General features: G+C 74.5%; 10 protein-coding genes. 9 read left to right on the top strand and 1 reads right to left on the bottom strand.

The annotated features are described in order from the left end of the window. Nucleotides 1-184 precede the first annotated feature (184 nt). The 9 genes from ACFYVJ_RS25930 (at nt 185) to ACFYVJ_RS25890 (ending at nt 15,054) form a co-directional block, all read left to right on the top strand. The gene (locus ACFYVJ_RS25930) at nt 185-1,486 is read left to right on the top strand and encodes a DUF4192 domain-containing protein (RefSeq protein ID WP_388895927.1); all 1,302 of its coding nucleotides are present in this window, start codon (nt 185-187) and stop codon (nt 1,484-1,486) included. 205 nt (nt 1,487-1,691) lie between these two features. Further along, nucleotides 1,692-4,007: a glycogen debranching N-terminal domain-containing protein gene (locus tag ACFYVJ_RS25925; RefSeq protein ID WP_388896065.1), complete on the top strand. Its 2,316-nt coding sequence runs from the start codon at nt 1,692-1,694 to the stop codon at nt 4,005-4,007. Between the two features lie 74 nt (nt 4,008-4,081). Beyond that, nucleotides 4,082-4,834, top strand: a complete 753-nt coding sequence (locus ACFYVJ_RS25920) for an NUDIX domain-containing protein (protein ID WP_388895924.1) — start codon at nt 4,082-4,084, stop codon at nt 4,832-4,834. A 260-nt stretch (nt 4,835-5,094) separates the two neighbouring features. After that, entirely contained in the window at nt 5,095-7,041 is a 1,947-nt protein-coding gene (locus tag ACFYVJ_RS25915) for an ATP-binding cassette domain-containing protein (protein WP_388895921.1), read from the top strand. Between the two features lie 67 nt (nt 7,042-7,108). Beyond that, complete coding sequence (locus tag ACFYVJ_RS25910; RefSeq protein WP_388895918.1) at nt 7,109-8,113, top strand: FadR/GntR family transcriptional regulator; 1,005 nt, start codon at nt 7,109-7,111, stop codon at nt 8,111-8,113. A 745-nt stretch (nt 8,114-8,858) separates the two neighbouring features. Next, on the top strand, nt 8,859-10,442 hold the full coding sequence (locus ACFYVJ_RS25905) for an RNA polymerase sigma factor (RefSeq protein ID WP_388895915.1): 1,584 nt from the start codon (nt 8,859-8,861) through the stop codon (nt 10,440-10,442). Nucleotides 10,443-10,720: 278 nt separating this feature from the next. Beyond that, nucleotides 10,721-11,674 carry a patatin-like phospholipase family protein gene (locus ACFYVJ_RS25900; protein ID WP_388895912.1) on the top strand — a complete coding sequence of 318 codons (954 nt, stop codon included), beginning with the start codon at nt 10,721-10,723 and terminating at the stop codon, nt 11,672-11,674. Beyond that, nucleotides 11,649-14,024 carry a hypothetical protein gene (locus ACFYVJ_RS25895; protein ID WP_388895909.1) on the top strand — a complete coding sequence of 792 codons (2,376 nt, stop codon included), beginning with the start codon at nt 11,649-11,651 and terminating at the stop codon, nt 14,022-14,024. Before ACFYVJ_RS25900 ends, ACFYVJ_RS25895 begins: the two co-directional genes overlap by 26 nt. Before the next feature lie 190 nt (nt 14,025-14,214). Further along, nucleotides 14,215-15,054 carry a S1 family peptidase gene (locus tag ACFYVJ_RS25890; RefSeq protein ID WP_388895906.1) on the top strand — a complete coding sequence of 280 codons (840 nt, stop codon included), beginning with the start codon at nt 14,215-14,217 and terminating at the stop codon, nt 15,052-15,054. 189 nt (nt 15,055-15,243) lie between these two features. Here ACFYVJ_RS25890 and ACFYVJ_RS25885 read toward each other — a convergent pair whose 3' ends face one another. Next, on the bottom strand, nt 15,244-15,474 hold the full coding sequence (locus tag ACFYVJ_RS25885; RefSeq protein ID WP_388895903.1) for a hypothetical protein: 231 nt from the start codon (nt 15,472-15,474) through the stop codon (nt 15,244-15,246). Nucleotides 15,475-15,783: the final 309 nt, after the last annotated feature.

Here is a 15,783-nt window from a genome sequence, read left to right as displayed (position 1 = left end):
TTCGTGTCGGCGTACGTCGCCTTCCTCGCGTCACCGTAGGGGTCGCCTCGGCCGGGAGCCCGAACCGAACCGGCCAACCCGCGGGTTGGCCGGAATCCCCAGGTCCGGGAGGGTGATGGCATGACCGTGCCAGGGGTTATCCACAGGGGTCGCGGATCTCGCGGAGACACGAAACCCTCAAGCCATGACAACGCACAACGAAACGCAGGTCGTGCTGCGCAGCCCGGCCGAGCTGGCGGATGCCCTGCCGTACCTGATGGGTTTCCATCCGGACGACAGCGTCGTCCTCGCCGCGCTGCACGGCGAGCAGGGACGGTTCGGCGGCCGGCTGCGGCTCGGCATTCCGCCGGACCGGGACGGCTGGCGGGACGTGGCCGCGCAGCTCGCGGAGTGCCTCATCGAGAGCAGCGCGAAGCGGCGCGACAAGCCGGACGGCATCGTCGTCTTCCTCTGCCAGGACCCCGGCGTGGGCGAGCGGCCCCACGAGGTCATGGAGCGGCTCCGCCCGCTCGCCCAGCGGCTCCGCCTGGCCTGCGGGCGGCTGGAGGTGCCGGTCGTCGAGGCGTTGTGCATCTCCGCCGGGCGCTTCTGGTCCTACCTCTGCCCGGACGAGAGCTGCTGCCCGCCGGAGGGCACGGAGCTCGTCCCGCCCGGCAGCTCCGCCATGGCCGCCGCCGCGGCCTACGCGGGCCTGCGGCGGCCCGGGTCGCTGCGCGCCCTGGAGGGCAGGATCGCGCCCCGCCACCCGGACGTCGACCGGCAGACGCGGGCGCTCGACGCCGCCGGCGGCTCGCTCGTGCCGCGGATCCTGGAGCAGGCCGGCCGCGAGACCGTGCGCGCCGAGACCCTGGCGCTGACGGACCGGCTGATCGCCCGGCTCACCGACGCTCCGCCGCCCGCGGGGGAGGCGGCGGCGGACAGCGATGAGCGGGACGACAGGCTGCTCACCGACGACGAGTGCGCGGCCCTCGTCGTCGGGCTCCAGGACCGGCTCACCCGCGACCGCGCCGCCGAGCGGATGGAGGGCGAGGAGGCGGCGGGCGCGCTGCGGCTGTGGCGGGCGCTGTCCCGCCGCTGCATCGGAGCGTATGTGGAGCATGCCGCGGCGCCGCTGACGCTCGCCGGCTGGGTGGCGTGGTCCAGCGGCGACGAGGCGGCGGCCCGGGTCGCCCTCGGCTGCGCCCTGGCATCCGACCCGGAATACCTGTTCGCCCGGCTGCTCCATCAGGCGATCAACGAGGGCCTGGATCCTGAGCCGTTGCGTCGCTCCCTGCGCCGCCAGCGCCGCGCCCAGGAGGCCGCCTCGCCGGTACCGGCGGAGCCGCGCTCCCAGTCGACCACGGCGGCGCCGTCCCGCCCGCGGGCCCGGCCGCTGTGCCTGCCGCCGGCCCAGCCGCCGAACCGCGGGTCCCGCCGCCCGCCCGGCCGCCGCACGCCGCGCCGCACCGCCCGGCGCCGCGACGTGCGGAGCAAGGAGGAGCGATGACGGCATGACAGAGCGGTGCGGGGCGGCCGGAGTGCCGTCGGCGTGACCTGGAGGGGCTTGCGGGCGTTCTCACGGCGGCGGCCGGTCGCCGCCTCGTCCGTCCACGGCTTCCCGAGAGGACTGCCGCGTGTCTCCCAGCCCCCACCCCCCGCGCCAGCGGCCACCCGTGCCCGGCCCCGCGCACGACGCGCTCGTCTGCGTCGCCATGCCGGCGTTCGCCGTCTCCGCCCGCCACGGCCAGCTCGACGGCCACGGACTCGAAGGGTTCTACCGGGCGGGCCGCCGGCTGGTCGGACGGCTACGGCTGCGGGTGGGCGGCATCGAGCCGATGCCGGTGCAGGGGCGCCGGGCGGGCGCGGACCGGGTGCGCTTCGTGGGCACGGTGCGCACCGGCGCCGAGTCGGGGCCGGATCCCGCCGTGGTCGTGGAGCGGGTCCGGCACGCCGCCGGGGTCGAGCGGATCACGCTGCACAGCAGTGCCACCCGCGTGCTGCGCCTGACGCTGGAGGCCGAGCTGGGCACGGACCTCGCCGAGCTGAGCGCGGTCGCCGCCGGACACGAGCGCCGCGAAGTCCCGGCCAGCGTCCACGAGTCGGGCCTGCGCTGGCGCCCGCTCCCGGCCCTCGCGGACCCCGGCCGCGAGCCGGACGCCGCACCCGCGGAAGCCGGGGGAGCCGGCAGCGCAGGGGCACGTGCCGCGGACCCGGCGCGGACCGGCACCGCGCACGGCGGTAGTGCACCCGGAGCAGGTGCACAGGGTGGCGCCGAGACGAACCGCGGTGCCGCGCGCGGCGGCGGCGCGCGCGGCGGCACCGGGCGTGGAGACGGCGTGCGCGTCGGCACGGCCCACGGAAACGGCGCCCGTGGTGCCGTGGCAGCACCCGGCGGCGCGACGCGGGTCGCCGAAGGAAACGGCGGAGGGGGAGGGGGTGGGGGTGGGGCCCCCGGGGTGGGGGCCCTGGTGACCGCGGAGCCGCCGCCCGACGATGTGATCGCCGCGGCCGGGTTGCTGCGGTGGCAACTGGAGTTGGCGCCGGGCGGGTCCCGAACGCTGGAGTTGCGGATCGGTACGGATCAGGCGGGCCCGCGGGAGCTGCCGCCGGTGCCGTGGTCGCCGGCCGCCGCCGCGGCGGGCGACGATCCGGGGGTCGCCCCGTTGCTGGGCACCGCGCTCGACGACCTGCGGACGCTGCTGCTCCGCGATCCCGCCGAGCCGGCCGACGTGCACCTCGTCGCCGGGGTGCCGTGGCGTTGCGCGCTCGCTCCCGCGGACGCGCTCTGGGCCGCCCGCATGCTTCTGCCGCTGGGTACGCGCCTGGCCGCCGGCACCCTGCGCGCCGTCGCCCGCACGTGGCCGGCCGCCCCCGCCGCCGGCGCTCCCGAGCCGGCGCGGCTGCCCGGCACCCTCCGGGACTCGGGCCCGCATCTGCCCCCGGCAGCCACCGGCGTCGAGGCCACCCTCCTCTTTCCCGCCGTGCTCGCCGAGGCCCGCCGCTGGGGGCTGCCGGAGCGCGATCTCGACGGGCTCCTGCCCACCGCCGAGCGCTGCCTCGCGTGGCTGCGCGCCGCCGCGGACGACCGCGGCTTCGTCCCCGACCCGGCCCCCGGCGGCCCGTACCGCTGCGAGACCCAGGCCCACGCCCACCGCGCCGCCCTCCTCGGCGCCGAACTCCTCGACGCCTGCGGCCGTCCCGGCGCCGCCGAGTGGCGCCAGTGGGCGGCGGCCCTGCGTGAGCGGTTCCGTGCAGCCTTCTGGACCGAGGACGTCGCCGGCGGCAGGCCCGCGGCGGCCCTCGCCCCCGACCGCCGTCCGCTCACCCACCTCGGCAGCCCCGCCGCCCACCTCCTGCCGACCGCGGCCGACGCCCTCGTCCGCGCCCAGGCCCACGGCGACGCCCCCGTCGGCCCCGCCGCGTCCGCCTCCGCCGACGGCGGCAACGGCCTCCCCGTCGCCGACAGCGCACCCGGCCTCCTCGACAAGGCGCAGACCGGTCAGCTCGCCCGCCTCCTCGGCGGCCCCGCCCTCGACTCCGGCTGGGGCCTGCGCAGCCTCGGCGCCGCCGAGCCCGGCTTCAACCCCTTCGGCCACCGCGCCGGCGCCGTGCACGTCCACGAGACCGCCGTCGCCGTCGCCGGACTCTTCACCGCCGGCTACGACAAGGAGGCCGGCGCCCTCCTCCGCGGACTCCTCGACGCCGCGGGCCACTTCGGCCACCACCTCCCCGAGATGTACGCGGGCGACCAGCGCACCGCGGGCGGCGCCCCGCTCCCGCACCCGGCCGCGTGCCGCCCGTCCGCCGTCGCGGCCGCCGCCGCGGTGCACGTCCTCACCGCGCTCGCCGGTGTCGCCCCCGACGTCCCCGCCGGCACCGTCGCCGCCCGTCCGCCGGCCACCGCCCCGCTGGGCGCGGTGCAGCTCACCGGCTGGCGGCTGGCAGGCGAGCCGTTCGCCGTACGGGTCAGCCGCCTCGGTCTCGCCGTCGTCGAAGAGGCCGCCCCCGGCCTCCAGCTCGGCTCCTGAAGACCCGCCCGCCCGTCCGGCCCGTCTCCCGGGAAGTCCTGATTATCGTCAAGCAGACGACTAAGATCCCCGCCATGCCCCCCTACGAGCCGTCCGCCTACCCGCCGTTCGCCGTGACCGTCGACCTGGTGGTGCTCACCGTGCGCCGGCACGCGCTGAGCGCCCTGATCGTCCGCCGCGGTGAGGCGCCCTTTCAGGGCCGGTGGGCGCTGCCCGGCGGTTTCGTACGCGAGGAGGAGGACCTGGGCGAGGCGGCGGCGCGCGAACTCGCGGAGGAGACCGGCCTGCACGCGCACGGCCCGGTGGAGGAGGACACCCCCGCGCACGCCGCGCACCTCGAACAGCTCGCCACCTACGGCGATCCGAAGCGGGACCCGCGGATGCGCGTGGTGAGCGTCGCCCACCTGGTGCTGGCGCCGGACCTCCCCGCGCCGCGCCCCGGCGGCGACGTCGGCGGCGCCCGGTGGGCGCCGGTCCAGACCCTCGTCGGCCCCGCCGACGACGAGGAGCACCCGCCGCTGGCCTTCGACCACCGTCGGATCCTGGCCGACGGCGTGGAGCGGGCCCGGTCGAAGATCGAGTATTCGTCGCTGGCCACGGCCTTCTGTCCGCAGGAGTTCACGGTCGGGGAGCTGCGCCGGGTGTACGAGGCGGTGTGGGGCGTCGCCCTGGATCCGCGCAACTTCCACCGCAAGGTCACCGGCACCCCCGGCTTCCTGCTGCCCACCGGCGGCACCACCACCCGTCAGGGCGGCCGGCCCGCGCAGCTCTTCCAGGCCGGCGGCGCCACGATCCTCAACCCCCCGATGCTGCGTCCCGAGGTCTGAGGACCGGCAAGCAGCACGCACCCTTCCCCGCCGCGCATCCGCGCGGCCCACCCGGGCAGGCCCGGGCCGCACGCCCCGGACGGCCCCGCACGGCCCGTCCCCGGCCGACGGACTTCCGGATGACGCCCCTCCGGACATACGAGTCGTACGAGCACACATCCGCGACGCCGCACCGCGCTCCGGAGTGAAATCCCGGTCCCGGCACGCCTCCTGCGCAATCATCCCTATATGTCGGATATCAACCGATTTTGGGAGGTGCGGTGATCCAGGCCATCGGACTCACCAGCAGGCCCCGCGGCGGCCGCCCGCCGGCCGTGCGCGACCTCACGTTCGAGGCCGAGGCGGGCACCGTCACCGCGCTGCTCGGCGAGCCCGGCGCCGGCAAGACCGCCGCGCTGCGCCTCATGCTCCAGTTGGACAGCGGCCGCGGCATCGCGCTGTACGACGGCCGCCCGCTGAGCCGGCTCCCCGCCCCCGCCCGCGAGGTCGGCGCCGTGCTCGGCGACGTCGCGGGCCACCCCGCCCGCACCGTGCTCAGCCACCTGCGCATGCTCGCCGCCGCCGTGGGCGTCCCCGCGGCCCGCGCCGACGCCCTGCTCACCCACGTCGGCCTCGACGCGCTCGCCGACGACCGGCTCGACGCCCTCTCCCTCAGCATGGACCGCCGCCTCGGCCTCGCCACCGCGCTCCTCGGCCAGCCGCACTCCCTGCTGCTCGACGACCCCGTACGCGATCTGCCGCGCCGCGAGGCGGCGTTCTACTACGCCCTCCTGCGCGAGCTGGCCGCCGCCGGCGTCTGCGTCGTGCTCGCCACCGCCCAGCCGCGCGTCGCCGCCCGCTTCGCCGACCGGGTGCTGACGCTGCGGGCCGGCCGGCTCGTCGCCGACGAGGAGGCCGACGACTTCGCCCGGCTGCGGCTGCGCCCCTGCGTCCTCATCAGGACGCCGCAGTCCGAGCGGTTCGCCAGCTATCTGACGCGGCAGGCGAGCACGCCGGAACGGCGCATCGAGGTGGTACGCCGCGACGGCGGCGCCCTGGCCGTCTACGGGACCGACAGCGCGGCCGTCGGCGAACTCGCGTACCGCAACGGCATCCTGCTCCATCAACTCACCGACTCCTCCCACGAGTCCGTCCTCACCGCCATCCCCGAAACCACCGCGCCCGCGGCCGCCGCCCCCACGGCCACCCGCACCGCCACCGCCACGGCCACCCTAGAACCCGGCACTGACACCGACGCCGGCGCCGGCGCCGAGCCCACGGCCGCAGGCGACACCCCGCCCGCCGGCACGTTCATCCCCGCCCCCGTGGCCGGCCCCGACGACGCCCCCCTCGCGGGCCCGCTGCGCCGCCGCTGGCTCCCCGGCCCCGCCCACCCCCTGCGCTACGAGCTGCGCCGCGCCGGCTCCGGCTCCCGGCTGCCCCGCGTCGCCGCCGCCGGCACCCTCGCCGCCTCCGTCGCCGGCGCCGCCCTCCTCGCGCACTCCGCGGGCGGCTCCGCCGTCTCCGACGCCCCCGCCGTCCGCATGCTCACCGGCTGGGCGCCGGTCTTCCCGCTGCCGCCCGCCGCGATCGGCGCCGGGCTGCTCGGCGCGCACGCCTTCGGTCAGGAGTTCAGCTTCCCCTCGCTCACCCCGGCCGTCGGCGCCGTGCCGCGCCGCCTCGGCCTGCTCTTCGCCAAGCTCGCCGTGAGCACGGCCGTGGCGCTGCTGCTCTTCGTCGCTGTGCTGCTCGCGGACGCGACGGCGCTGCTGGTGCTCTTCGGCGACGTCGTGGACATGCCCGCCGACGGCGGCCTGCAACTGCTGAGCTGGGCGGGCGTGACGGTGGGCTGCGCCTGGACCGGGGTGCTGGCCGCCGGGCTGTTCACCTCGGCGTCGCTGGGTCTCGCCGCCGTGCTCACCGTGCCCGTCGCCGTCGCCCCCGGCATCCACGCACTCGCCGACACCGGCGCCGTGCGCCGCCTCGGGGAACTTCCGGTGCAGCTCATGCGCGTGCTGCACATCCCCAGGCCAGGCAGCGGACTGCACCTCGGCGGCGTGTTCGGCGTGCCCGCCCAACCCTTCGGGCACGCGCTGGTGTTGTCGCTGGGGGCCCTCCTCGGGGCGTACGTCCTGACCGCGGGCCGGGCCCGGTCCCTGGGTCGCGCGCTGGAGCGGAGCGGGTGTCCGAGTTTCGTACGGAGGGTTTTCAACTCGCCTGGTGAATAGCCGGTTTCCCACCGGTTTGAGGTCGCCGCGGCGTCAATGGAGGGGCGCTGGGCGATCACCCTTTCGTGTGCTTTTCACCAAAGCCCTCAAGGCGGCCTGGGCGTCCGCCGACAAAGGTTTCGTGAGTACCCTTGCGCAGACCATGATGACGGCCCGTTCCTCCGAGTCCGGCTTCGCCGGCCACGGGGATCTGGACCGCTACCCGTACCCCGACGGCCCCGCGGCCGCCGCCCCCGCCGCTCCGGTCCCCCCGGCCGCCGCCCCCGGTCCCGCCGTACCGCCCGCCGCCCCCGCCCCGCCCGCGTGGGACGCGGGCGAGCCGGAGATCGGCCGCGTCGGCCGCCGCGCGGCGACCAGCCGGGGCCGCGGCCTCCACGGCCAACTCGTCCAGCAGCTCGGCCAGATGATCGTCTCCGGCGATCTGGGTGCCGACCGCCCGCTCGTGCCCGAGGAGATCGGGCAGCGCTTCGAGGTCTCCCGCACCGTGGTGCGCGAGTCCCTGCGCGTGCTGGAGGCCAAGGGCCTCGTCAGCGCCCGCCCCAACGTCGGCACCCGGGTCCGCCCGGTCAGCGACTGGAACCTGCTCGACCCGGACATCATCGAGTGGCGGGCCTTCGGCCCGCAGCGCGAGGACCAGCGCCGGGAGCTGTGCGAGCTGCGCTGGACGATCGAGCCGCTGGCCGCCAGGCTCGCGGCGGGCCACGGCCGCGGCGCCGTCCAGCAGCGGCTGACGGACATGGCCGAGATCATGAGCCACGCGCTGGTGCAGGGCGACACGGTCACGTTCGCCCGCGCCGACGCCGAGTTCCACGCGCTGGTCCTCCAGGTCGCGGGGAACCGGATGCTGGAGCACCTGGCCGGCGTGGTCGCCTCGGCGCTGCAGGTCTCCGGCGGCCCCGCCGGCGGCTGCGACCGCCCGAGCGAGCAGGCCGTCACCCACCACGTGCACATCGTGGAGGCACTGGGCAGCGGCGACGGCGCCGCGGCCGAGTCGGCGATGCGGCAGTTGCTGGGCGTGCACACCGAGGTCGGCGCGGGCGACCGCGTCGTGCCGGCGCCGCGCGAGCACTGACGGCGGGGTACGGCCGCGAGGCCCCGGCCCCGACCCCCCGTACGCGCACCGGCACCGCCGCCGGCCCCCGCCGGGGGACGGCGGCGCAGCACTCCGGCAGCACCGGCCCACCGCGTGGCGCTCCCGGACATCCGGGCCCACCGCCCGGCGGCGGCCCGGGCACCCGAGCCGCCCGCCGGCCGGGCCCGGTCGCACCGGCCGGTCGCAGGGCGGCCCCGGGACACTCCACACCGCAGGGGCGGCCCGGGAGACCCCCGGACGCCCTGGACGACGCGTCCGGGCGGCCGCCCGGGCACGTACCGCGGCGCCCGCGCCCGGCCCGTACGGGACCAGCCCCCGGAGACGGCCCGGGCACCCGCCCCGGACATCCGCGGGACACCCCCCGGAGACCCCGGAAAGCCGCCGGACCACCCGCCCGGGCACCCACCCGGCCGTACCCGGCCCCACCAGCCCCGCGCGCCCCGCGCCCCCCGGCGCACAACCGCCGGACGGCGGGCGCACGCCGCGCTCCGCCCGGGCGTCCGCACGCCCTCGGGGCGCCCGGACGGGCGGGCGCCCGCCGGGCGGCTTTCGTGCCGCCGCGCCGGTGGCGGTAGATTGTGACCTGGGCCACGTGGATTGGGCGTAACGCTGTGCGGGAAGGCGCGATGACCTAAGAGGTGGTGGCGCACGTATCGCGGTTCCGCCTCTACGCCGGTGGTCCATCCCCGCCACCGGTCGTTCCCATCGTTTCGAGAGGTTGTTCGTGTCGGCCAGCACATCCCGTACGCTCCCGCCGGAGATCGCCGAAGCTGAGTCCGTGATGGCACTCATCGAGCGGGGGAAGGCCGAAGGGCAGATCGCCGGTGATGACGTGCGTCGTGCCTTCGAGGTTGACCAGATTCCGCCCACCCAGTGGAAGAGTGTCCTGCGCAGCCTCAATCAGATCCTCGAAGAGGAGGGTGTGACACTGATGGTCAGTGCCGCAGAGGCGCCCAAGCGCACCCGCAAGAGCGTGCCGGCGAAGACCCCGGCGAAACGGACCGCCACCAAGGCGGTCGCCAAGCAAGCCGTCCCCGCCAAGACCGCGACGAAGAAGCCGACGGCCACGGCCACGGCGCACGCGGTCCAGGAGGCCCCCATGGACGATCCGGTGCCCGCGGGCCTGGGCGACCCGGCGGACGAGCCGGAGAAGAAGGCCGCCGCCAAGAAGAGCACCGCCAAGAAAGCGGCCGCCAAGAAGACCGCGGCGAAGAAGGCCACGGCCAAGAAGACGGCCGGCAAGAAGGGCGCGGCCAAGGACGGCGAGTCCGGCTCCGACGGCCCGGAGGACGGCTCCCTGGAGAAGGAGGAGCCGCCGGCCGAGGCCGAGGCGGAGGGCTTCGTGCTCTCCGACGAGGACGAGGACGACGCCCCCGCGCAGCAGGTCGCCGCGGCCGGCGCCACCGCCGACCCGGTCAAGGACTATCTGAAGCAGATCGGCAAGGTCCCCCTGCTCAACGCCGAGCAGGAGGTGGAGCTCGCCAAGCGGATCGAGGCCGGCCTCTTCGCCGAGGACAAGCTCGCCGCCGCCGACAAACTGGCGCCGAAGCTCCGCCGCGAGCTGGAGATCATCGCCGAGGACGGCCGGCGCGCGAAGAACCACCTGCTGGAGGCCAACCTCCGCCTCGTGGTCTCCCTCGCCAAGCGCTACACGGGCCGCGGCATGCTCTTCCTGGACCTCATCCAGGAGGGCAACCTGGGTCTGATCCGTGCCGTCGAGAAGTTCGACTACACCAAGGGCTACAAGTTCTCCACGTACGCCACCTGGTGGATCCGGCAGGCGATCACCCGCGCGATGGCCGACCAGGCCCGTACCATCCGCATCCCGGTGCACATGGTCGAGGTCATCAACAAGCTGGCCCGCGTGCAGCGCCAGATGCTCCAGGACCTGGGCCGCGAGCCCACCCCGGAGGAACTGGCCAAGGAGCTGGACATGACCCCGGAGAAGGTCATCGAGGTCCAGAAGTACGGCCGCGAGCCGATCTCCCTGCACACCCCGCTGGGCGAGGACGGCGACAGCGAGTTCGGCGACCTCATCGAGGACTCCGAGGCGGTCGTGCCGGCCGACGCGGTCAGCTTCACCCTGCTGCAGGAGCAACTGCACTCCGTCCTCGACACGCTCTCCGAGCGCGAGGCGGGCGTGGTCTCCATGCGCTTCGGGCTCACCGACGGCCAGCCCAAGACCCTGGACGAGATCGGCAAGGTGTACGGCGTCACGCGCGAGCGCATCCGCCAGATCGAGTCCAAGACCATGTCGAAGCTGCGGCACCCGTCGCGCTCCCAGGTGCTGCGCGACTATCTCGACTGAGCCGAGCGGCCTCCAGCGCCCCTGACCTGCCCTGCCGCGGATCGGGGGCGTTTTCCTTCGCGGACGGCGCGGCGCGGGCCGCCGGGGTCGCGATAGGCGCGTAAGACGGTACGAATTCGTGAACTCTCCGGGAATTGACGCCACTTGCCGGGCGTGACAATCTCGGATGCTCAGGGAGGACATGACTCATGAGTGGTGCCATGCCGTGGCACGCGGACCATCCTGTGCTGACTGCCTTACGCCGTCGCCGGGAAAAGGGACATACGCACGACAAGCCCGTGGACGACCTCAAGATCGGGCTTGCCGTCGAGGGGGGCGGCATCCGCGGCGTCGTCTCGGCGGCCATGCTCTGCGCCCTCGAGGACAGCGGGCTCAACCAGGCGTTCGACACCATATATTCCGCTTCTTCCGGTGCCATCAACAGCGCCTACTTCCTCAACGGCGAGACCTGGTATCCGCTTTCGATCTACTACGACGACCTCGCCACCCGGACGTTCGTCGACTTCCGGCGCGTGCTGCGCGGCCGCATCATGGACCTGGACTACGCGTTCGAGGTCGTGGACAACGTCAAGCCCCTCGGGTACGAGCAGGTCATCGCCTCCCCGACGCGGCTGCACGTCGCCGTCACGCTCGTCGACGACATCCGCACCGAAGCCGTCACCGACTTCACCTCGCGCGCCGACCTGCGCGCGGCCCTCGTCGCGAGCGCCTGGCTCCCCGTCGCGCTGCGCGGCACCGCGGACTTCCGCGGCTCCCGGGCCGTCGACGGCGGCGTCCTCACCCCGCACCCGTACAAGCTGGCGCTGGCGGACGGCTGCACGCACGTGCTGTCCCTGAGCACCCGGCCCATCCAGCCGCCCGCGCAGAAGCTGTCCGTCTCGCAGCGCTGGGCCATCCGCCATCTCGACCGCATCCGCGACGGCCTCGGCCGGGGCTACGGCGAGGCCATCGAGCGCTACCGGGACGAGCGCGTCATGCTGCAGCGGCGGATGACGGAGCCGGGTGACGCCCCGTACGTGCTCGACATCGCGCCCCTGTCGTGGATGCCGCAGGTCAAGCGGCACGAGCTGGATCCCGGCCGGATTCTCGGCGGTGCCCGCGGCGGGTACGAGGTGATGTACTGCGCCGTGGAGGGCAAAGACCCGGCGCTGATAAAGAACGGCCGCATTCGTGCCGTACCCCAACTGACCATCGTGACGAAGGACGATGCCAACAACCGGCAGCGCGCGTAATCTCCGCGCGATCATCCGCGCCTTATCCGATACTTCACCCGCACCGGGCGGTGCCGCGACCCCGGCGGAGAACGAGTTATGCGAGTGGGGCCGGGAGGACTGGAGTCGGGTCCTTTTCGGCCTGCCGTTCGAGGCGCACAGCTTTAGCGGCGAGTTCGAGCAGTCGTGGGAATCGGTCATCGAGCAGGTGACCCGCTGGCGTACGGAATTCGCCACCCGCCCGGAGCCGTTTCGCACCGAGTTCCGGGCGGTCGGCGGATATCTCGGCCTGCTCCTGCTCACCCTGGTGTCGCTGGCGCACTCCTACCAGCGCCGCTACGACCAGGGCGAGCGGACGCCGCACGACTGCGCGGCCTTGTGCGTGCCGGCGGTCGCGGACCCGGCCGTACGGGAGGCGATACGGACGCTGTACGCGCCGGACGTCGAGATTCCGGACGTGGAGGGCAGCGCGGACGAGGACGCCGTGACGCTCGACGCGTGGCGCGAAGTCGACATCGGCACGCTGCGGTTCCACCGCCACGGCACGACGTCGTTCATCCTGACCGGCCTCCCGCTGCGCCAGGCGCACGGCAGGCGCATCCCGTTCGCCCTCAAGTGCATCGTCTACCCGTACCTGAGGGTGCCGACCATCGTCCGGGCCACCCGCGACTACCGCGCCTCCTACGGCGACGTGCGCGCGGGCGAGGAGGCGGCGACCGAGGCGCTGCCGCTGGCCCGCGCGTGGGCGAGCAGCGGGCGCTGGATCCTCATGGACTTCGTGCCCGGCGAGACGCTGGCCGAGTATCTGAGCCGGCAGCCGGACAGCACGCGCATCCGGCTCGATCTCCTGCGCGACCTCGGGCCCCGGCTGCTGGGGGTGCTGGACGAGCTGGACCGGTGCGGTCTGCGCCACGGCGACCTGTCGCCGTCCAACATCATCCTCAGCGGTTCGGGTTCGGGACCCGGCGGCGGTACGGGCGCGGGGGACCGCCGCTTCGTCCTCATCGACCTCGGCGTCAACTACCTCTACTCCCACACCGTCCCGGGCTCCGGCGGACCGGACGCGGCGTTCGTGGCGCCCGAGGTGCGCAGCGAGACGATGGTGGTCGACCCCCGGCAGGCGGACCTGTACTCCGTCGGGCAGCTCCTCATCGCCCTCGGCAGCGAGCACCGGGAGACCGCCGGATCGGGCGCGCGCGCCGTGACCGTACCCGACGCCTTCTACGCCGAGACGCCGCTGCTGGCGCGGTTCATCGAGGACCTCACGGACCCCGTCCCGGAGAACCGGCTGCTGCTGTTCCGGCCGGTGCCGGGGGAGCGGCTCTATCCGCAGTTGCTCCACTTCTACGCGGAGGAGCTGGCGGCCGTCGAGGCGACCCGGGCGCAGAGCGCCGGCACCCGCTTCGTCCGGCTGTACACGCCGCTCGCGGGGGCGCCGCGGCAGCAGCTCCAGATGTGGCGGATCCGGCGCACCCAGTCGCTCTACCACGACCCGCACCGCGGGATGCACGTGCGCTGGCTGCTCTTCTTCTCCTGGCTGTCGGCCGCGGCCTGGTACGTCGCGGCGAGCATCGTCATCACGTACTGGCTGCGCGACCTCAACTGGAGCTGGGGCAACAACTACATCACTCTGCTGCAGCGCACCAACAGCGCGGGCGAGGAGGAGCTTCCGCTGCTCGACGGGCTGCGGCTGGACGGCTACACCATCCCCGACCACGCGGCCAACGCGCCGGTGCGGCTGGTCGGCATGAGCTTCCTGCTGGCAGGTGCCCGGTACTACCAGAACCTCTTCGCCGGCCTCACCCCGCTGGTCGCCGGCCGGGAGCAGGGGCGGCTGAGCCGGCGGGCGGTCCTGGCCGAGGTGGCGATGCGGCTGTTCACCCTGATCCCCGCCGTGCTGGTGCTGTCGACCACGCTGTTCCACCGCGACTGGTGGCCCATCTGCACGGCCATCGGCATCCTCTCCACCGCGCTGTGCAACGCCGCCTGCCTGGTCTTCGCCCGCGCCGCCGTCGCCGAGGCCCGCGGCAGGCAACTGGGCACCGTGCCGCAGGGCCGGATCGCCGGCCTCGACGCTCTCTACAGTTGGACGCTGACGGCCGGCTTCTACAGCGTTGCCTGCTGGGGCATCGGGCTCTCGATCTACGTGGGTACGGCGAAGGACATCTACATCTACGCCGGGTCCGTGGCCGCCATCAACGTCGTGATCTTCTACCTCGCCCGGTGCAGCGGCAGCGCCGCCGACGAGGTACGCACCATCCTGACCCGCGCCTGTCTCGCCTCCGAACGGCTGCGCCACCTGCCGGCCCCGGCGGCGACGGCGGCACCCGCGGTGACGCCCTCCGCGGCCGCGGCACCGGCAGCTCCCTGACCGCGGCCCGCGGGCACCGCCCCGGGGCCGCGGGTCGTTCGGATGCCACGCCCCCGCCGGACCCGCGTCGTCGCAGGTCGCGCGGGCTGCCCGGGGTCCCGCGGGCGGCGCGACTGACGTGCGGCCCGCGCCCTGCTGAATGAGGCTGTAGTGCACGACCGCCCGAGCCTCACCCCGTCAGGGAGACCCCATGCACCCGCGTCTTCGCTCGATCGCCGCCGCCGTCGCCGTGCTGCTGCCCCCGGCGGTGCTCGGGCAGGCGCCGCCGGCGGCGGCGGACGGCGTCGTGGTGGGCGGGCATCCGGTACGTATCGGCGACAGCCCCTGGACGGTCGCGCTGACCAGCCGGAAGCTCTTCGGCGACGAGCGGTCGGGGCAGTTCTGCGCGGGTGTGCTGGTGTCCCCGAAGGTGGTGCTCACGGCCGCGCACTGCCTCGCCGAGGAGACCCTGGGCGAGCACTGGAGCAAGGTCGCCGATCTGGCCGTCGTGGCCGGCCGCGGTGACCTCGCGGGCACCGAGGGCAAGGAGTTCGCCCTCGAGAAGGTGTGGGTCAACCCAGACTACGACGCCTGGACCAACGCCGGTGACCTCGCCGTGCTGCGCCTGAAGCAGCCGGCCGAGGCCGCGGCCTTCCTGAAGCTGGCGGAGAAGCCGGACGACCCCGCCTACGAGCCCGGCTCACCGGCGCGGGTCTACGGGTGGGGGGACACCGAGGGGAACGCCAGCTACCCCACGCGGCTGCACGCCGCGGACGTCGAGGTGCTGCCGGACACGGTCTGCGAGCGCGCGTACCCGGGGAGTCCCGACGGCCGCTACCTCGCCGCGTCGATGGTCTGCGCAGGGCTGATGCGCGGCGGCCCGGACGCCTGCCAGGGCGACAGCGGCGGCCCGCTGGTCGTGAAGGGCCGGCTGGTGGGGCTGGTCTCGTGGGGGGAGGGCTGTGGCGAGAAGGGCCGCCCCGGCGTCTATACGCGGATCTCGGCGGCCGTGGAGACCGTCATGGCACACAGGCCCGTCAAGGCCCCCTGAGGACCGCAGACGCCCCTCAGGGCCCTTCTGCCGGGTCGTTGCCCTCGGCTTGCTGCGCGCCGCGCCGCCCGCTGCCGTTCGCGCCCGTACCGCCCCGGAAACCGACGAGGCGGCCACCCCCCGATGTGGGAATGACCGCCATGTCCGGCCCGGGGGCCGCACGAGGCTCGTCGGGCTGACGTCGGCGCGTCAGCGTTCGTCGGCGCCTGCCGACCCGGGAGTGGCCTGGAGCCGCTCCGTCTCGTCCTGTATCTCGGCAGCGATCTTCTTGAGCTCCGGCTCGAACTTACGGCCGTGGTGCGCACAGAAGAGCAGGTCGCCGCCGCTCGTCAGGACAACACGCAGGTAAGCCTGGGCGCCACAGCGGTCGCACCGGTCGGCGGCCGTCAGCGGGCTTGCGGGAGTCAGAACAGTAGTCACGTCGCCTCTTCTCTAGCTCGACGAGCTGTCGTACCAGGGTCAACATCCAACCAGGCCGAAAACGTTCCCGCTCGTGGGTCGGGATCGGGAAAGCGTTCCTGACCAGGCCCGATGTCGCCAGGTGGCGGCGGATGAGCCGTAATGCTTGTCGTGCTTGTGCCGTTTTGAGCGTCTTTGGGCCTTTTTGACCTCCCCGGCTGGGTTGCCGGTTGTTGATGAGGACGTGCCCGGAGCCTAAATGGTTCATGCGCGTAAGGGAACGTGATAAACGAATCACCCCTCCGAGGGATCGAACATGCACTCGAAGCG

Source organism: Streptomyces sp. NPDC004134 (assembly GCF_042874195.1).
Classification (GTDB): domain Bacteria; phylum Actinomycetota; class Actinomycetes; order Streptomycetales; family Streptomycetaceae; genus Streptomyces.
This window is presented reverse-complemented; position numbering and strand designations above follow the sequence as displayed.